The organism is Acidobacteriota bacterium (assembly GCA_016712445.1).
In the GTDB taxonomy this organism is placed as follows: domain Bacteria; phylum Pseudomonadota; class Alphaproteobacteria; order Caulobacterales; family Hyphomonadaceae; genus Hyphomonas.
Map to the genome: position 1 here is coordinate 12,270 of JADJRB010000002.1, position 16,000 is coordinate 28,269.

General features: G+C 66.0%; 22 protein-coding genes. All 22 read left to right on the top strand.

Translation table 11 applies throughout. The features are described from left to right. The first annotated feature begins 10 nt into the window (after positions 1 to 10). The 22 genes from IPK75_13015 (at position 11) to IPK75_13120 (ending at position 15,835) form a co-directional block, all read left to right on the top strand. The gene (locus tag IPK75_13015; protein MBK8199272.1) at positions 11 to 214 is read left to right on the top strand and encodes a hypothetical protein; all 204 of its coding nucleotides are present in this window, start codon (positions 11 to 13) and stop codon (positions 212 to 214) included. After that, positions 211 to 747, top strand: coding sequence for a phage head-tail connector protein (locus tag IPK75_13020; protein MBK8199273.1), 537 nt, complete (start codon positions 211 to 213; stop codon positions 745 to 747). Before IPK75_13015 ends, IPK75_13020 begins: the two co-directional genes overlap by 4 nt. Next, the gene (locus IPK75_13025; protein ID MBK8199274.1) at positions 738 to 1,085 is read left to right on the top strand and encodes a head-tail adaptor protein; all 348 of its coding nucleotides are present in this window, start codon (positions 738 to 740) and stop codon (positions 1,083 to 1,085) included. Before IPK75_13020 ends, IPK75_13025 begins: the two co-directional genes overlap by 10 nt. Continuing rightward, positions 1,082 to 1,648, top strand: a complete 567-nt coding sequence (locus IPK75_13030) for an HK97 gp10 family phage protein (protein MBK8199275.1) — start codon at positions 1,082 to 1,084, stop codon at positions 1,646 to 1,648. Before IPK75_13025 ends, IPK75_13030 begins: the two co-directional genes overlap by 4 nt. After that, on the top strand, positions 1,645 to 2,049 hold the full coding sequence (locus tag IPK75_13035) for a DUF3168 domain-containing protein (GenBank protein ID MBK8199276.1): 405 nt from the start codon (positions 1,645 to 1,647) through the stop codon (positions 2,047 to 2,049). The genes IPK75_13030 and IPK75_13035 overlap by 4 nt, the downstream gene beginning before the upstream one ends. 29 nt (positions 2,050 to 2,078) lie before the next feature. Beyond that, positions 2,079 to 2,540 carry a hypothetical protein gene (locus IPK75_13040; protein MBK8199277.1) on the top strand — a complete coding sequence of 154 codons (462 nt, stop codon included), beginning with the start codon at positions 2,079 to 2,081 and terminating at the stop codon, positions 2,538 to 2,540. Between the two features lie 75 nt (positions 2,541 to 2,615). Then, positions 2,616 to 3,032: a hypothetical protein gene (locus IPK75_13045; protein ID MBK8199278.1), complete on the top strand. Its 417-nt coding sequence runs from the start codon at positions 2,616 to 2,618 to the stop codon at positions 3,030 to 3,032. Between the two features lie 134 nt (positions 3,033 to 3,166). Beyond that, a complete protein-coding gene (locus IPK75_13050; protein MBK8199279.1) occupies positions 3,167 to 3,484 on the top strand; it encodes a hypothetical protein in 318 nt (105 codons plus the stop codon). A gap of 14 nt (positions 3,485 to 3,498) precedes the next feature. Further along, on the top strand, positions 3,499 to 7,626 hold the full coding sequence (locus IPK75_13055) for a phage tail length tape measure family protein (GenBank protein ID MBK8199280.1): 4,128 nt from the start codon (positions 3,499 to 3,501) through the stop codon (positions 7,624 to 7,626). Next, on the top strand, positions 7,623 to 8,516 hold the full coding sequence (locus IPK75_13060) for a carbohydrate-binding protein (protein MBK8199281.1): 894 nt from the start codon (positions 7,623 to 7,625) through the stop codon (positions 8,514 to 8,516). Before IPK75_13055 ends, IPK75_13060 begins: the two co-directional genes overlap by 4 nt. Before the next feature lie 16 nt (positions 8,517 to 8,532). Then, a complete protein-coding gene (locus IPK75_13065) occupies positions 8,533 to 9,618 on the top strand; it encodes a hypothetical protein (GenBank protein ID MBK8199282.1) in 1,086 nt (361 codons plus the stop codon). Next, a complete protein-coding gene (locus IPK75_13070) occupies positions 9,618 to 10,049 on the top strand; it encodes a hypothetical protein (protein MBK8199283.1) in 432 nt (143 codons plus the stop codon). The genes IPK75_13065 and IPK75_13070 overlap by 1 nt, the downstream gene beginning before the upstream one ends. A gap of 11 nt (positions 10,050 to 10,060) precedes the next feature. Continuing rightward, positions 10,061 to 10,216, top strand: a complete 156-nt coding sequence (locus IPK75_13075) for a hypothetical protein (GenBank protein ID MBK8199284.1) — start codon at positions 10,061 to 10,063, stop codon at positions 10,214 to 10,216. Beyond that, a complete protein-coding gene (locus IPK75_13080; GenBank protein ID MBK8199285.1) occupies positions 10,216 to 10,677 on the top strand; it encodes a hypothetical protein in 462 nt (153 codons plus the stop codon). Before IPK75_13075 ends, IPK75_13080 begins: the two co-directional genes overlap by 1 nt. Further along, positions 10,667 to 10,909, top strand: a complete 243-nt coding sequence (locus IPK75_13085; GenBank protein ID MBK8199286.1) for a hypothetical protein — start codon at positions 10,667 to 10,669, stop codon at positions 10,907 to 10,909. Before IPK75_13080 ends, IPK75_13085 begins: the two co-directional genes overlap by 11 nt. Before the next feature lie 15 nt (positions 10,910 to 10,924). Next, positions 10,925 to 11,461 carry a TIGR02594 family protein gene (locus tag IPK75_13090; protein ID MBK8199287.1) on the top strand — a complete coding sequence of 179 codons (537 nt, stop codon included), beginning with the start codon at positions 10,925 to 10,927 and terminating at the stop codon, positions 11,459 to 11,461. Between the two features lie 65 nt (positions 11,462 to 11,526). Continuing rightward, a complete protein-coding gene (locus IPK75_13095; GenBank protein MBK8199288.1) occupies positions 11,527 to 11,721 on the top strand; it encodes a hypothetical protein in 195 nt (64 codons plus the stop codon). Positions 11,722 to 11,779: 58 nt separating this feature from the next. Beyond that, positions 11,780 to 12,091: a hypothetical protein gene (locus IPK75_13100; GenBank protein ID MBK8199289.1), complete on the top strand. Its 312-nt coding sequence runs from the start codon at positions 11,780 to 11,782 to the stop codon at positions 12,089 to 12,091. Next, the gene (locus tag IPK75_13105; GenBank protein MBK8199290.1) at positions 12,088 to 12,381 is read left to right on the top strand and encodes a hypothetical protein; all 294 of its coding nucleotides are present in this window, start codon (positions 12,088 to 12,090) and stop codon (positions 12,379 to 12,381) included. Before IPK75_13100 ends, IPK75_13105 begins: the two co-directional genes overlap by 4 nt. Then, a complete protein-coding gene (locus tag IPK75_13110) occupies positions 12,382 to 13,923 on the top strand; it encodes a hypothetical protein (protein ID MBK8199291.1) in 1,542 nt (513 codons plus the stop codon). Next, positions 13,923 to 14,474: a tail fiber domain-containing protein gene (locus tag IPK75_13115; protein MBK8199292.1), complete on the top strand. Its 552-nt coding sequence runs from the start codon at positions 13,923 to 13,925 to the stop codon at positions 14,472 to 14,474. The genes IPK75_13110 and IPK75_13115 overlap by 1 nt, the downstream gene beginning before the upstream one ends. Then, complete coding sequence (locus tag IPK75_13120; GenBank protein ID MBK8199293.1) at positions 14,471 to 15,835, top strand: hypothetical protein; 1,365 nt, start codon at positions 14,471 to 14,473, stop codon at positions 15,833 to 15,835. Before IPK75_13115 ends, IPK75_13120 begins: the two co-directional genes overlap by 4 nt. The last annotated feature ends 165 nt before the right edge of the window (positions 15,836 to 16,000 follow it).

Below are 16,000 nucleotides of genomic sequence, written 5' to 3' on the forward strand. Positions count from 1 at the left end.
GGAGAGCACCATGCTGATGAAGGCGATTGGTACGCTTCATGTGAGCGCGGTCGGGCCGGACAATATCCAGCCCGGCCAGACCTTCGAGATCAACGACGGCGATGGCGCCATCCTGCACGAACGCGGCCTGGCCGTGCCTGTGGATGGTGGAATTGGAGAAGATGGGCCGGCTGATGCCGAGCCCGCGCCAACCCCAAAGGCCCGCGCCAAATGATCACCACGCTCACCGCTCCGGCCTGCCGCGCGGTGAGCCTGGAGGAAGCCCGCCAGCAGCTGCGCCTCGACGGCGACGACGAGGATCTGCTGCTGACCGCCAAGCTCGATGCGGCCCAGGCCGAACTGGAGCTGCTGACCGGCCTTCGCCTCTGCCCCCAGACCTTGAGCCTTGAGCTTGAGGCCTGGGAGGAGGAGATCGCGGTCCCGGTCCGGCCCTGTGCCGTGACCCAGATCCAGTATGTGGGGCCGTCGGGAGCGGTCGTGACCTTGGCGGCCGGCGACTACGTCGTGCGCCGTCGGCACGGCCTGACCCGTATCCGCCCGGCGACGGGCAAGGTCTGGCCGACGCTCGGCAGTGACGGGCTGATCACCATCACGCTTGCGGCGGGTTTCGCCGAGACTGACCCGGACTTCCTGATCGCTCGGGCCGCCATCCTCGTGAAAGCAGCCTCCGAGTTCCAGAACCGGGAGGGCGGCGCATGTCTGGCGTTCAACACCCTGGCAAGCCAGCTGGCCGCCCGATGGATCTAGCCTCAATGCTCGACACCCGCGTGCGGATCGAGCGCAAGACCGTCACCCTCGATCCGGCCTACGGCACTCAAGAAGCCTCCTGGTCTCTGTTCGCCAATGTCTGGGGCGAGGTGCGCGATGTGCTGCCAAGCCGTGCCGAACGGCTGGCCGAGACCATCACGATCGCCAATCGGCCGGCCCGGGTCCGGGTCCGCTACCTACCGGGGCTGTCCGCCGACATGCGGCTGATCATCGGTGGACGGATCATGCAGATCATCTCGGGGCCGGCGATGCTCGGCCGACGCGAGGCGATGGAACTGATCGTGGAAGACCACTCCACCGAAGGAGACGCGCCATGACCATCAGACTGTCAGGCGGTCCTGAGCTCTTGGCCCTGCTGGACCAGCTGCCCAAAAACCTTGAGCGCAACATCATCCGCGGCGGTCTTCGCGCCGGGGCCAAGGTCATTCAGCAGCAGGCCCGGGCCAATGTGCCAGTGGAATCCGGCCAGCTTCGCCGGGCCATCGGCATTGGCACGCGGACCGAGGGCGCGCGCCTGAGTTCCTACGTCAAACTGCGCGGTCCAGGCTCCTACATCGGCCCCTTCATCGAATACGGCGTCTCGCCCCACCTGATCAAAGTGGCCGAGGAGGCCCGTCCGATCCGCAACACCCGGCGCGGTCCTCGGCGTTTGAGCATGGGCACGATCAACAAGATGGTCGCCCGTGGCAGCCTGGTGATCGGCGGCAATTTCGTCGGGCCCATGGTCCATCACCCGGGCCATGCCCCCAAACCCTTCCTGCGCCCGGCGCTCGATCAGAAGGCGCAAGAAGCGGTCGCGGCCATGGGCGCCTATATCGCCCAGCGCTTCCAGATCGGCGATCTGCGCGCGCCGACGCTCAGCGTGGACACCGAGGAATGAACGGGGTCGTCGCGGTCCGCTCCCTGCTGACCGGGAACGCCTCACTCACCGCCCTGGTGCCCGAGAGCCGCATCACTGCCGGCGTCCTGCCGCAAGGCTCGAACCTTCCCGCCATCGCCCTGATGAGTATCAGCGGCATCGACCGCAATATCCTCAAACCCGGCAGCCGCCGGCAGGTGACCGAGCGGGTCCAGATCAGCGTTCTGGCCGCCACCTATCCGGCCGCCAAGGCGCTGATGAGGGCAGCTCGCGCCGCCACAGCAGACCAGATGCCCACGGTCACGGGCATCGAGAACGTGGTCGTCCACACCGACGCCGCCGGCCCTGATTTCACCGATCCTGAGACCGGCATCTTCATCCAGACCCAGGACCTGCGCGTCTCGTTCCTCGAGACCGTCTGAACAACCCCCGACCCTAGAAGGATACTCCCATGACGGTTCGCACCTCCGCGGGCACGACGCTGAAAGTGTCGGCTGCCACGCCCGCTACCTTTGACTCCACCGGCTACAACGCCTTGACGATGACGCTCATTGGCGAGGTCACTGATCTGGGCGAGTTTGGCCGGGAATATGCCCTGGTGACTTTCAATCCCGTCGGTAGCCGCGGCGTGGTCAAGAAGAAGGGCAGCTTCAACCAGGGGACCATGACCATCGGTCTGGGCCTCGATACCGACGATGCCGGCCAGATCCTGCTCAAGGCCGCATCGCTGGCGGACGCTGACTACAGCTTCCTCGTCACCACCCAGAACGGCGACAAGTACTATTTCCAGGCCCAGGTGATGAGCTTCAAGGTCAACATCGGCTCGGTCGATCAGATCACGACTGCCAGCGTCACCCTGGAACTGACCACCAATTCCGCCGGTATCGGCGTGGTCGAGGTCCTCGCCCCCTGATGAGCGCTGATCACCGCAGGATTTGCGGTGATTGGCTGCTTGATTCCCCGCATCCCCCCATTCGAAGGACACCAGATGTTCGACATCACCCAACTCTCCGCCAATGAGACCTCCACGGTCGAACTGGTCGGCGGCGACGACGAGCCCCTCTATGACGACAAGGGTGCTCGCCTCTCGATCACGGTCTATGGCCCCGGCACCAAGGTCTATCAGCGCGCCCAGGCCCGTCAGCAGAACCTGATCATGGACAAGCTGAAGAAGCGCGGGCGCATGGACCAGTCGGCCGAGGAAAAGGCTCTGGAACAGGCCGAGTTCCTTGCCGCCTGCACGGTCAGCTTCAACGGCTTTGCCTATCCGCCCGCCAAGGGGATGGAGGGCGCAGCCTATTTCCGCAAAGCCTATGAGGACCCGACCATCGGCTTCATCGCTGCCCAGGTCGGGGCCCATATCGGCGACTGGGCAAATTTTACGAAGAGCTCGGCCGCGAGCTGATCCTCTACGTCCGCCAGCTTGCCTGGCTGGGCGCAGCGCCAACCACCAAGGCGCACAAACACCTCAAATCAGGACCGGACCCTGCGCCCCAGACCCGTCTCCAGCGGCTTGCCGCCGACGGGCTGGAGCCAGACATGCCGCCCGTCTCCTGCCCATGGGTGGTCGACTATCTGATGGAGGTCGGGCCAACCGAGGCCGGCGCCATGGGGCCTGTTCCGGTGTCCTGGCGCGAGATCGACCACTGGCAACAATGCCTCGGCATCGCGCTCGACCCGTGGGTCACACGCCTGCTGCGGCGTCTGTCGCTGGAGTTTGTCGCTGAGAGCCACAGAGCCCGGGAGGCGGATTGTCCCGCGCCCTGGAACAGTCCGTCTACCGACTTTGATCGTGAAGCCCTGTCGCGAAAGGTCGCCCAGACCTTCCGCGCCATTGCCATGTCCACATCGAACTGAAGGGAGCCCAGACCATGAAAGCGGGCACCCTTGAGATCGAGATGATCACCAACATCGCCCGGCTCCAGAAGGAGATGGGCGACATGCGCCGCGCGGTAGGCGGGGCCATGGGCGATATCGAGGCCTCGGCGGGCCGCGCCGACCGTGCCCTCAACGGTGTCGGCACGGGCGGTATGACCCGCATGGGCGGCTCGGCCCGGCTCGCGGGCCACCAGGTCCAGAACCTCGTCTACCAGCTCAACGACATGGTGGTCGGGCTCTTCTCTGGCCAAAAGCCGATGACAGTCTTCATGCAGCAGGGCTCGCAGATCGGCCAGATCGCCATGCAGGCCGGCCTTGGCATCGGCGGCATGGCGCGGGCTTTGGTGGGCCTTGCTGCAACGGCGGCCATGGTGGTCCTCACCAACCCCTATCTACTGGCCGCCGCCGCTGCCGCCGCCCTGGCCTTCGGCGCCTTCAAGATGTTCCAGTCGAGCGTCAAACAAACAGGCGAGCTTGACCGCTATGCCGCCAGCCTTGGCCTGACCGCCAAGGAGATGAAGGAACTGGGCCCTGTCGGCATCACCGTGGGCGATGTGTTCAAGGGCCTGTGGAAGACCATCAGCGATGGCCTGAACCTCGGCCCGGTGTTCACCTCGATCAAGGAGTGGGCGGTCGCCGCCTTCGGCAAGGTGCTGGAGGTCGGCAAGATCGCTCTGGCGGTCATCTATGCCTCTTGGGTCGGCGGCTTTAACGCCATCCGCGTGGTCTGGAACGGTCTGCCGGGCGTGATCGGCGAAGCGGCGATCGGTGCGGCCAATCTGCTGATCGCGGCGGTCGAGACCATGGCCAACCGCGCCATCGCCTCCATCAACGCCCTGGTCGCTGGAACCAACGCCGTCCTTGAAGTGGTCGGCCTGCCGCTGCTGTCCCAGATGGACCAGGTCGTGCTGCCCCGCCTTGAGAACCGGTTTGCCGGCAGCACGGGCCGGATGGCCGATGCGGTCCGGGGCGAGTTCACCACAGCCTTTGCCGATGCCGAGGGGATGCTGGACGCCTTCTCTGAACGCTGGCGTCAGAACACCCTCGATGCCGCCCGCACGCGCATCGCCGCACGCGCCGCCGAGATCCGCGGCGACCGGCCAGATCGCGCCGGCAGCCGGGGGCGTGACAGCGCATCCGACGAGGCCGAGCGCGCCCTGCAGGCAGCCCGTGACTATGCGGCGGCCCTCGTCATGGAGACCGCCAAGATCGGTCGCACCGCCATCGAGATCAAACGTCTGGAGGTCGCCATGGCGGCCCTGCGCGCGCCGACCGATGAGAGCCGGATTGCGATCATTCAGGCGGGGCAAGCTTGGGAGGCCGCGACCCGCGCCCAGAACGCCGTCGAGTTCGTGCGCAATACCGTCACCCCTCTGGAACTTCAGATCTTGCTTCTGGGCCAGTCGGCCAAGTCTCAGGCTTTGGCGACGCTTGAAGCTGAGCGCGAGCAGATCGTGCTCGAGCGCGGAGTGGAGGCCTGGAACCGCTATCACGCCGCCCGCGCGGCCCTGATCGAGCACGACTTTGGTCTGGCCCAGCAGCAGCAATATCTTGAAAGCCTGCAGGAGATGGCCAGCCTCACCCAGCAGGCTGCCCAAGGCATGTCCGACGCCTTCGGAACCGTCGGTGCGGCGATCGGTGGAGTGGCGGCCGAGTTTGCCCGCTACGCCGCGCAGCAGACCGCTGCGGCCCAGCGCGTCGCAGACGCGCAAGCCGAATACGGCAAGACCTCGTTCCAATATGCCGCTGCCCGAAACGCCATGACGGCCTCGGAGATCAACCACTATGGCAACCTCGCCGGGGCGGCGAAGGGGTTCTTCAAGGAGGGCTCCAAGGGCTACAAAGCGCTCGAAGCGGCCGAGAAGGCCTTCCGCGCCTTTGAGCTGGCCATCGCCATCAAGAATGCCGCGGTCCGCATTGGCCTCATCGGCGGTGTGACCGCCGCCAAGGTCGGCAGCGATACCGCCCAGGCCGCCTCCGACACCGCCCGCGCCGGGATCGAACAGGGCAACAGCCTGATCACGACGGGCATCAAGGCGGTCGAGGCGGTGATCAACGCCATTCGCTCCATGCCGTTTCCGCTCAATATCGCTGCGGGCGCGGCAACCGCTGCCGTGGTCGCCTCGCTCGGCGTCGCCATCGGCGGGGCCTTTGGCGGCGGCGGCAAGGCCGCGGCTCCCACCAATACCGGGACCGGCACCGTCTTTGGCGATGCCGATGCCCAGTCCAAGAGCATCTCCAACGCACTGGAGCGCCTGCGCGAAGTCGACACCCTGACCATGCGCTATTCGTCGGCCATGCTGGCCTCGCTGCGCAACATCGAGGCCAATCTCGGCGGGCTGACCAATCTGATCGTGCGCACCAATGGCGCGGAAAGCTCCGCCGCCGGTGTCGTCACCGGGTTCAAGTCTGATCCGATCGCGGGCTCGATCTCCAAGGCCATGCAGGGCGTGGGCAATGTGCTGGCCAAGATCCCGCTGATCGGCGGCCTCCTAGGCGGGATCACCGGCCTGCTTGGCAAGCTGATCGGCTCACTGTTTGGAACCAAGACCTCGATCACCGGCCAGGGCATCTTCGGACGCGCCCAGTCGCTGGGCGATGTGCTGGGCGGCGGGTTCGACGCCAGCTATTTCAGCGACATCAAGAAGACCAAGAAGTTCCTCGGGATCAGTGTCGGCAGCTCGACCAGCACCCAGTTCTCAAACGCCAGCCCCGAGCTTGAGCGCCAGTTCTCACTGATCTTCTCGGGCTTCTATGACGCCATCTCGGCTGCCGCCGGGCCGCTCGGCCTTTCGCTCGACGAGGTGCAGAACCGTCTGAAGTCCTTCGTCATCGACATCGGCAAGATTGATCTCAAGGGCCTGACCGCCGAGCAGATCCAGGAGAAGCTGGCCGCGGTGTTTGGGGCGGCCGCTGACCGCATGGCGCAGTACGCCATTGGCGGGCTCGAGCAGTTCCAGAAGGTCGGAGAGGGCTATTTCGAGACCCTGGTGCGGGTGGCCTCCAGCGTCGAGGCGGTCAGCCAGGCTCTGCAGCTTCTGGGCCATCAGGCGAGCGCGCTTGGCGTCGCCGCCTCGCTGGACCTGGTCGATCTCTTCGGCACGGCCCAGGACATGGTATCGGCCACCAACGACTATTTCTCCCTCTACTATACCAGCGCGCAGCAGGCCTCGGCCCGCACTGCCCAGATGAGCGCAGCGCTTGAGGCGCTGGGCCTATCCATGCCCGGCAGCATCGAGGCCTTCCGCGCCCTCGTCGAAGCCCAGGACCTGACCACTGAGGCCGGGCGCGCGGCCTATGCGGCGCTGCTGCAACTGGCCCCAGCCTTTGCCGACCTGATCGGGGCGGCCCAGGACGCCGCCAGTGCCGCGGCCATTGCTGACGAGCGGCTTGGCCTTGAACGCCGGCTGATGGAATTGCGCGGCGATACCGCTGCGCTTCGGGCTCTGGAACTGGCCACGCTGGACGCGTCCAACCGCGCCCTGCAGACCCAGATCTGGGCGCTCGAAGATGAGGCCAAGGCCGCAAGCGAGGCCGCTGCCGCAGCCGAGAAACTGCGCAGCGCCTGGACCCAGATCACCGAAAGTCTCATCGCCGAGGTCAAACGCATCCGCGGCGTTATGGGCGGCGGCTCGGTCAGCTACAGCGATGCCCTGGCACAGTTCAATGCCGCCACCGCCGCGGCTCGGGCCGGCGACCAGGAGGCCGCCCAGTCCCTGCCGCGCCTGTCGCAGGCCCTGCTCACGGCCGCTGGCAATATGGCGACCAGCGCCGAGGGTCTGGCGCGCATTCAGGGCCAGACCGCCGGCAGCCTCGAAGAGACGCTGGCAATCATCGCCGCCATGGCCGGGACTGGGGGGACGACGACCGACGCCGTCTCGCAGCCCGGCTGGTGGGACCAGTTCGCGGCCGGCCAGACGCCCGGCGTCACGACCGCAGCCAATGACAGCGGGCTCGCCATCATCGATGAGCTTCAAGGCCTGCGTCAGGAGCTGAGCGACCTGCGCGCCGAACAGATGACCGCGTCGGCGGCCATCGCCTCTGGCACTGGCAAGACCGCCCGTATCCTCGAGCGGGTCACGCCGGACGGTGATGCGATCGCGGTGAGGACGGCGGCATGAGACTGATCCGACCCACAACCCTGACCGACGCCATGCTGACCAGCAGCACCGCGCCCGAGACCGACTATCCCGCCTGGTCGTCAGTCACCGCCTATACGGTCGGCGCCCGGGTGATCCTTACCGCTACCCATCGCCGCTATGAGGCGCTGGCGGCCTCGACCAATGTCAGCCCATCCACCGATCCGACCAAATGGCTGGATCTGGGTCCCACCAACCGCTGGGCCATGTTCGACGCCCGCGTCGGCACCGCCACCAGCAGGGCCGCCTCGCTGCAGGTGGGTCTGGCCCCGGGCGCGATCGACGCCCTGGCTCTGATCGACACTGAGGCGGAAAGCGCCACCGTGACCCTGACGGCAGGCGGCGTGCAGGTCTATTCGCGCAGCCAGACCTTCAATGTCGGCGGCGTTGCCATCGACAACTGGTTCTCCTGGTTCTTCGAGCCGCTGGGCCAAAAGACCTCGATGCTGTTTCTGGACCTGCCGGTCTATGCGGCGGGCCAGCTCAGCGTGACCCTGACCCGGGATAACCCAGCTGACAGCGTCTCCTGCGGCACGCTGCTCGTCGGTCGCCAGCTGTCTCTCGGCGACACCGAGCACGGGGCCGACATCGGCATCATCGACTACAGCCGCAAAGAGACCGACCAGTTCGGGGTGACTTCCGTGGTCGAGCGGGCCTTCGCCAAACGCATGACCGCCAAGGTGGTCCTGGCCACCGACGCCATCGACGACATCCACCGGAGTCTCGCCGCCCTTCGCGCCACGCCCGTTCTGTGGATCGGTTCGGAGAGCTTCGAGAGCCTCACCGTCTACGGCTTCTACAAAGAGTTCTCGATCGACATCGCCTATCCGACGGTCAGCTACTGCAGCCTGACCATCGAGGGCCTGACCTGAGTTTTCAGGAGACCCCATGCCCATCACATCCCTGCCAACGCCCCCGTCCCGGACGGATGCGGCGAACTTCAACGCGCGCGCCGACGCCTTCCTGGGCGCGCTGCCGACCTTTGCGACCGAGGCCAATTCGCTCGCCACCGAGGTCAACGGCTATGTGGTCAGCGCCTCATCCAGCGCAGCCACCGCCGTCAATGCGCCGGGAACCAGCGCGACCAGCACCACGAGCCTTGCGATCGGCACCGGCTCCAAGTCGCTCACCGTCCAGACCGGCAAGGCCTTCGTCATCGGCCAGTGGGTGACGATCACCAGCACAGCCACACCCGCCAACTGGATGCACGGCCAGATCACCTCCTATACGAGCGGCACCGGGGCTCTGGTGGTCAATGTCGGCCTGACCAGCGGCAGCGGCACGATCGCGGCCTGGACTGTTGCCCTGAGCGCCCCGAGCCAGGGCGGCAACTCGGTGCTGACCTCGGGCAGTTATGCCGACCCGGCCTGGATTACATCTCTGGCCGCCGCCAAGCTCACCGGCCAGGCGGCCATCGCCAATGGCGGCACCGGTGCTGCAACCGCCGTCGATGCTCGCACCAATCTTGGCCTCGTGATCGGCTCCCAGGTCCAGGCCTATAACGCCGCCCTCGATCAATGGGCGGCCAAGGCGGTCCCGGCGGGGGCGGCTGTCGGCACCACCGATACCCAGACCCTGACTAACAAGACCCTGACCGCCATGGCGTCGGCCTCCACGGTCAGGGACAGCGCCGGTACGAGCTATGCCATCGGCTACCGCGAAGTGCCGCAGAACGCCCAGAACGGCGCCTATACGCTCAGCCTCGCTGACGTCGGCAAACACATCTTCAGCGCCAACGCTGGCGTCCAGACCATCACCCTGCCGACCAATGCGGCGGCGGCCTTCGCGATCGGCACAGCTATTACCATCGTCAATGCTGGCACATCGCCAATTACCCTCTCAGCGGCCGGCGTCACCCTCTATCAGGCCGGCAGCAGCAACACCGGCAACCGCACGATTGCGGTCCGGGGCGTCGCAACCCTGCTCAAAGTCGGGACCGATGTCTGGTTCATCTCTGGCGCCGGGATCAGCTGATGAGCGGGATCATGGGCATGCTGCTGGGCGCGGGTGGCGCAAGCCTCACGGTGACCCGCGGCAGCTATGCCGAGATTGGCAAACTGAGCACCTACTACTGCGGCTACGACGCCTCGGTCGGGCTCTATGTCAACTTCGGGTCCATCGCGCCGGTCCCGGCCCTGTTCAACGGGGCGACCGTCAAGGCGGTCTATTCCTACGGCTTCGCCCCCAATGAGGCGCTGGCCTACACGATGATCTTCTCGGGCAATCAGGCCGCCGGTTTCGTCACGGGCCTGACCATCAACGGCACCAGCGTCGATGGGTCGGTTGGCGCTCCGAGCTTCGATGCCACCAACAACGAAACCACATTTTCGCTCTTTGCCAACGTCACGGGCCCGACCCTGTTTGGTCTCTCTGACGGCCTGACCTCGAGCGTCTCCCTGAACTGAAGGGTTCCTCCATGACCGATGAAACTACCCCCACGCCTGCGGACCCGCAGGCGCAAGACCCCATGCTTGAAACCCCCATTGAGCCCCGTCCGCCGCGCCGGCGGATCGGCGAGATCGACGGCGTCCGGGTCGAGCTGGAACTGCACGATCAGCCGGAGGAACTCTGATGAAGAACGTCAGCTACCGCTACAGCGTCTGCCATGCCGACCGGGTGACGCTCGATGTCGGCGAGACGCTCACCTTTCCCCGAGGCTCAGCGGCCCGCTCGCTCGGCGTCCTGGTGCTGCAGGGCCGGCTGGAAAGCACCGAGATCGAGACCGGCGATGTGCTGCTGCGCGAGCCCGAGCCGATCGGGTTCATGAAGCGGTTCTCAGGGACCTCACCCATCAGTGTGTTTGCACCCGATGGCGCGGAGTGGTTCTGCCTGTCTCGCAACGATTCCGGCGACCGGGAGGTGGCCTGCCAGACCATTGACGGCGAGTTCACGCTGGCGGCTGGCTGGGGGCTGATCGTCGCGCAAGGTCAGGTCGTCATCGACGGGGTCGAGGTCGCACAGGACCGGTATTTCAAGCCGCGGCTGACAGACCTCACTGGCGCCGGCGCAGGGATCATTCTCCTTGTCCGCTGATCTGACGCCGACGGCCGTGGCCGCTTCGCGCCTTGAGACCGATCATGCCGAGATGAAGCGCGAGCTGGCCGAAGTCCGGTCCGATATCCAGGCGCTGCGGACCGATGTGCAGGACCTGGTCTCGGCCTGGAAGACCGCCACTGGCGTGGTCAAGTTCGTCAAATGGCTGTCGACCCTGATGGCTGCGATGGCGGTGATCTACGCCACCCTCAAGGGCCTGGCTGGCCGCTAACTCCCGGAGACATCGATGCCCCAGCTTCCTCCAGCCTATCGCTGGATCGACGAGGTGCGCCCGCTGCCCAGGATGGTGGCTGAGGCTCGCCGTCTCTTCGGCACGGTCGAGACGTCGGGCCCCGCCGACAACCCGGTCATTCTGGACTGGGCGAAAGAGGCCGGGCTCTCCAACGCCTATTCATCCGACGCCGTGCCCTGGTGCGGCCTCTTCATGGCTCTGATCGCCAAACGCGCCGGCAAGGCTGCGCCGGCCAAGCCGCTATGGGCCCGAAGCTGGAGCCGGTTTGGCATCGGCTCACCGCAAGCAGCGCTGGGGGACGTGCTGGTGTTTTCCCGCGCCAAAGGTGGCGGCCATGTCGGCCTCTATGTCGGCGAGGACGAGACCGCCTTCCATGTGCTGGGCGGCAATCAGTCTGACGCCGTCAGCATCACCCGCATCGCCAAGACCCGATGCATCGCCATCCGCCGGCCGATCTACCGGGTCCAGCCCGCCAGCGTGGCGACCGTTCATCTGGCGGCCACCGGCGAGATATCGACCAACGAAGCCTGATCTCACCCTTCATCAACGTCACCAACCGCCCGCGCTCCTGCGGGCATTTTTTATGGAGAAACGACATGGACGATCTCAAACCCTGGTGGACCTCCAAGGCCATCTGGACCGGCCTGATCGGCAGCGCCTGGGGCGTGGCCGGCACGCTTGGCCTGCTGCCTGAGGGCCTCAGCCAGGCCGACGTGCTGACCGTGGTCCTGGCCATCACGGGAATTGGCGGGGTGGTTTTCCGCAAGACCGCTCGCGCTCGCATCGGCTGATCCCGCTGGCGCAGGCAATGCTGTCTGCGCCAGCCCTCATTTCCGAAAAGGTGCAGGCATGACCAGGCTGACGATCCGCCGCGGCGGCACCAAGCGCCTGCGCGCGACCTATTTTACCGATCAGCCGGCGGGGATCGTCCGGAACCTCTCCGGCCTGTCGCTGATCATCATCGACCAGAGCGCCAATATCGCCGCGCCTACGGTCTCGATCCTGACGCCGGCCAGCCTCGGCCAAATCCAGATCCTCTGGACCGACGAGCAGACCGCCGCTCTCAACCGCGGGCTTGGCCGGGTCTGGCTGACGCTTGGGCTGGAGAACTCCAGCGGGGAGCGTGAGGTCCTGCCGACCCTCACGTTTGATGTCGAATGACGGCCGCGCTCCAGATCCTGGAGACGGTCCAGTCCCTCGTCGTTGAAACCGAAGATGGCGCCCTGAGCCTCCTCATCGAAGGACAGGGCATCGCAGGGCCCGCGGGACCCACAGGGCCCCAAGGGCCGGCGGGGCCGCAAGGGCCTGCAACGCCGGCCACCACGCTCACCCAACTTGGCGATGTCACCGTCTCGGCCCCCGCGGCCGGCGACGTGCTGATGTTCACCGCCCCCCAGAACCGATGGACCAACTCAAACGCGACCGGGCTGGTCGACGGAGGAAATTTCTAAATGGCCAACACACTTCGCATCAAACGCCGCGCTGCGGGTGGCTCCGCCGGAGCGCCCGCTTCGCTGGCCAATGCCGAGCTTGCCTTCAACGAGCAGGACAACACCCTCTACTACGGCACCGGCACTGGCGGCGCAGGCGGCACGGCGACGTCCGTCATTGCGATTGGCGGCCCGGGGGCATTTGTCGGGTTGGCGGGCGATCAGACGGTCGCCGGCATCAAGACCTTCTCCAGCACCATTGGTGGCTCGATCACCGGCAATGCGGCCACTGCCACCAAGCTGGTGACGGCCCGGTCCCTGGCCCTTTCGGGGGATGTCTCAGGTTCGGCCAGTTTCGATGGATCGGCCAACGCCACCATCACGGCGACCCTCGCCAATAGCGGCGCGACCGCCGGGACCTATGGTTCGGCCACGCAGGTCTCCCAGATCACCGTCGATGCCAAGGGCCGGGTTACCCTGGCAGCCGGCGTCGCCATCAGCTTCCCGGTGGCCTCCGTGGCCGGCCGCACCGGCGCCATCACCCTGACCACCGCCGATGTGGCCGAAGGCGCAAACCTCTATTTCACCGACGCCCGGGTGCGCGCCAATCGGCTCGATCAACTGGCAGCGCCCACCGCCGCTGTGGCTATGAACGCCCAGCGGCTGACCGGCCTTGCCGAACCGACGGCCGCCCAGGACGCGGCCACCAAGAACTATGTCGACCTGACGGTTCAGGGGCTCGATCCCAAGGCCTCGGTCAGGGCGGCCTCGACCGGCAACATCGCAGCGCTGACGGGCACGATGACCATCGACGGCGTGGCGCTCATCGCGGGCAACCGGGTATTGGTGAAGGACCAGACCACGCCAGCCCAGAACGGCGTCTATATTGTCGCTGCCAGCACCTGGGCCCGGGCAGATGATCTGTCGACCTGGGACGAACATGTGTCGGCCTATCTGTTCGTCGAGCAGGGCACGATCAACGCTGACGTCGGCTTCCTCTGCACGGTCGACAGCGGCGGCACGCTGGGGACCACAGCCATCGCCTTCGTCCAGTTCAATGGCGCAGGTCAGGTGGTGGCCGGCGCGGGCCTCACCAAGACAGGCAACAGCATCGATGTGGGCGCTGGCACGGGGATAGCGGTAAGCGCCGACAGTATCGCCCTGAGCGGCCAGGCTCTGGCGCTGCACAACCTCGCCACCAGCGGCCTGGTCGCGCGCACCGCGGCCGATACGGTCACCGGGCGCACGCTTACCGCCGGTTCGGCCAAGCTGACCGTCACCAATGGCGACGGCATCGCGGGCAACCCGACCCTCGATGTGAACGAGGCCAATCTCACCCATAACAACATCGGCGGCACGCTGGGCGTCACCAAGGGCGGCACCGGGGCCACGACCCTGACCGGCTACATCAAGGGCGCGGGCACAGCGGCGTTCACGGCCTCGGCCACCATCCCCAGCTCTGACATCACCGGGCTGGGCACCATCGCCAGCCAGGCGGCCAGCAATGTCACAATCACCGGCGGCACGATCGACAACATCACTCTGGATGGCGGCACCTTCTGATGCCCAACACCCTGCGCCACAAACGATCGACATCTGCGGGCGTGGTTCCGACGACGGCTGCCCTGTCGCTCGGCGAGCTCGCCATCAACACCTATGACGGCAAGTTGTACCTGAAGAAGAACGTCTCGGGGTCTGAGACCGTGGTTGAGGTGGGCGCGATCACCTCGGGCGGTGTCACCGCCGCGCTCGGCTACACTCCGGCCAACAAAGCGGGTGAGAGCTTCACAGGCGCGATCTCGGTGGCCGGGTCGATCACGGCGACCGGCGATGTGACGGCCTATTCCGATGCCAGCCTGAAAACCGATGTGGCGACAATCGCGGGTGCGCTGGATCTGGTCCGGCAGATGCGCGGCGTCCGCTATCAGCGCCTGGACACGGGCGCGGCAGGCATCGGGGTCATCGCCCAGGAACTGCGCGCGGTGACGCCAGAGCTGGTCGCGGAGAACCCGGAAGGCCTGCTCTCGGTCGCTTATGGCAATCTGGTCGGGGTGCTGATCGAGGCGGTGAAGGAGCTGGCCGCCAGGGTCGAGACGCTCGAGCCGCGCCAATGACCCTGCAGTCGTCCGGCGCGATCTCGCTGTCGAATGTATCCGTGGAGCTGGGGCGCAGCGCGTCTGCGACCACATCCCTTGGCGAGGCCGCGGTCCGCGGTCTGGCCGGCGTCGCTTCCGGTCCGATCTCGCTGTCGAACCTCTATGGCAAGTCGGCTACCAGCTACTGGTATGTCGCCTGTGGCTCGCTCGAGACCATCCAGTCGTTCGGGACCGACAGCGCCGGCAACATCTATGCGTTCGGTTATTCGCTGGTCGCCAAGTTCAACGCCGACGGCGTCCTGCAATGGCAACGGACCATCAACCGGACGATCATGGCCGGCAAGGCGATGGACGATGGCACCGTCCATCTGGCCGGCTACTGGATCGTGTCGGGCTCAAACTATGGCTCCTACGTCGCGCGCCTGGACACCAACGGCAATCTCGTCTGGACCCGCAGCCTCGATGCCACCGGCAATGCCGAGTACGGCTACGACGTCGATGCAACCGCGACCGACGTCTACATGGTCGGCCAGACCCTCAGCCAGGGCGCGGGCGCTGGCGACGCCCTGATCGCCAAATGGAACAGCGCCGGCACGTTCCAGTGGCAGCGATCGCTCGGTGGATCTGGCGCGGACTCAGCAATCCGCGGCGTGGTCGACGCCAGCGGCAATATCTATTTCGTCGGGACCACGGCCAGCGCCGGTGGCATGGGCGGTCAGGACATCCTGATCGCCAAATACAACTCGGCGGGAACCCTTGCCTGGCAGCGGTCGCTCGGGACCTCCGCGGCCGACAGCGGCATCTCGATCACCTTCAACGCCGCCGGCAATCCGGTGATTCTGGGCTACGGCACGGCCACAGGAAACGCAGTCGTCGCTACCTACGACACCAACGGCAACCTGCTCTGGCAGGTGCAACTGCCTGCCAATTTCTACCCGCGGGACATCACGGCCGACACGGGTGGCAATGTCTATCTGGTCGGAAACAACTATGCGGACTCGACTGGCTTCGTGGCCAAGATCGATAGCTCCGGCAATCTGGTCTGGAGCCTGCAGATCTCCACCCTGGCCGGGTTCTGGGTCGAGATCACCGGGGCCAAGGTCGCCGGCGGCGGGCTGGTGTTCAACGCCCAGGAATGGATAATGATCAAGAACGGGTCGATCGTCCTGGCCAGCAGCATATTCAAGCTGCCGCTCGATGGATCGAAGACCGGGGCCTGGGGTGAATTCACAGGCGCAGCCGGGTCAGTGACCCTGTCGGCTGGGACGTTGACCGGGCTCACGCGCGCCTTGACCAGTGCGACGCGCACGCTGACGGCGGGATCGGTGGCGGCGACGGTCGCGGCGGGGAGCACGACGTTTACGAAGACCGCGATTTAGAGGTTCTTTGAGGTCCTATCCGAAGAGCATCTGTGGCTGTCTTGGCAGTTCAAACCATTCGACGATGTTTCCTGTTCGGATTGAAAAGCCTCTAGCTCGCAGCGCGTCAGCATCAGCGTCATTCAGTCGGCATTTGGTCCCATGGCTCGAGCTACCGTCTAGATT

What these genes read in the sequence shown, in the direction of transcription:
- IPK75_13090 (MBK8199287.1), top strand. Translation starts at nt 10,925, where the DNA reads ATGCCCCAGCTTCCTCCAGCCTATCGCTGGATCGACGAGGTGCGCCCG.
- IPK75_13110 (MBK8199291.1), top strand. Translation starts at nt 12,382, where the DNA reads ATGGCCAACACACTTCGCATCAAACGCCGCGCTGCGGGTGGCTCCGCC.
- IPK75_13020 (MBK8199273.1), top strand. Translation starts at nt 211, where the DNA reads ATGATCACCACGCTCACCGCTCCGGCCTGCCGCGCGGTGAGCCTGGAG.
- IPK75_13095 (MBK8199288.1), top strand. Translation starts at nt 11,527, where the DNA reads ATGGACGATCTCAAACCCTGGTGGACCTCCAAGGCCATCTGGACCGGC.
- IPK75_13080 (MBK8199285.1), top strand. Translation starts at nt 10,216, where the DNA reads ATGAAGAACGTCAGCTACCGCTACAGCGTCTGCCATGCCGACCGGGTG.
- IPK75_13115 (MBK8199292.1), top strand. Translation starts at nt 13,923, where the DNA reads ATGCCCAACACCCTGCGCCACAAACGATCGACATCTGCGGGCGTGGTT.
- IPK75_13055 (MBK8199280.1), top strand. Translation starts at nt 3,499, where the DNA reads ATGAAAGCGGGCACCCTTGAGATCGAGATGATCACCAACATCGCCCGG.
- IPK75_13105 (MBK8199290.1), top strand. Translation starts at nt 12,088, where the DNA reads ATGACGGCCGCGCTCCAGATCCTGGAGACGGTCCAGTCCCTCGTCGTT.
- IPK75_13070 (MBK8199283.1), top strand. Translation starts at nt 9,618, where the DNA reads ATGAGCGGGATCATGGGCATGCTGCTGGGCGCGGGTGGCGCAAGCCTC.
- IPK75_13060 (MBK8199281.1), top strand. Translation starts at nt 7,623, where the DNA reads ATGAGACTGATCCGACCCACAACCCTGACCGACGCCATGCTGACCAGC.
- IPK75_13075 (MBK8199284.1), top strand. Translation starts at nt 10,061, where the DNA reads ATGACCGATGAAACTACCCCCACGCCTGCGGACCCGCAGGCGCAAGAC.
- IPK75_13120 (MBK8199293.1), top strand. Translation starts at nt 14,471, where the DNA reads ATGACCCTGCAGTCGTCCGGCGCGATCTCGCTGTCGAATGTATCCGTG.
- IPK75_13040 (MBK8199277.1), top strand. Translation starts at nt 2,079, where the DNA reads ATGACGGTTCGCACCTCCGCGGGCACGACGCTGAAAGTGTCGGCTGCC.
- IPK75_13050 (MBK8199279.1), top strand. Translation starts at nt 3,167, where the DNA reads ATGCCGCCCGTCTCCTGCCCATGGGTGGTCGACTATCTGATGGAGGTC.
- IPK75_13030 (MBK8199275.1), top strand. Translation starts at nt 1,082, where the DNA reads ATGACCATCAGACTGTCAGGCGGTCCTGAGCTCTTGGCCCTGCTGGAC.
- IPK75_13100 (MBK8199289.1), top strand. Translation starts at nt 11,780, where the DNA reads ATGACCAGGCTGACGATCCGCCGCGGCGGCACCAAGCGCCTGCGCGCG.
- IPK75_13015 (MBK8199272.1), top strand. Translation starts at nt 11, where the DNA reads ATGCTGATGAAGGCGATTGGTACGCTTCATGTGAGCGCGGTCGGGCCG.
- IPK75_13035 (MBK8199276.1), top strand. Translation starts at nt 1,645, where the DNA reads ATGAACGGGGTCGTCGCGGTCCGCTCCCTGCTGACCGGGAACGCCTCA.
- IPK75_13065 (MBK8199282.1), top strand. Translation starts at nt 8,533, where the DNA reads ATGCCCATCACATCCCTGCCAACGCCCCCGTCCCGGACGGATGCGGCG.
- IPK75_13045 (MBK8199278.1), top strand. Translation starts at nt 2,616, where the DNA reads ATGTTCGACATCACCCAACTCTCCGCCAATGAGACCTCCACGGTCGAA.
- IPK75_13025 (MBK8199274.1), top strand. Translation starts at nt 738, where the DNA reads ATGGATCTAGCCTCAATGCTCGACACCCGCGTGCGGATCGAGCGCAAG.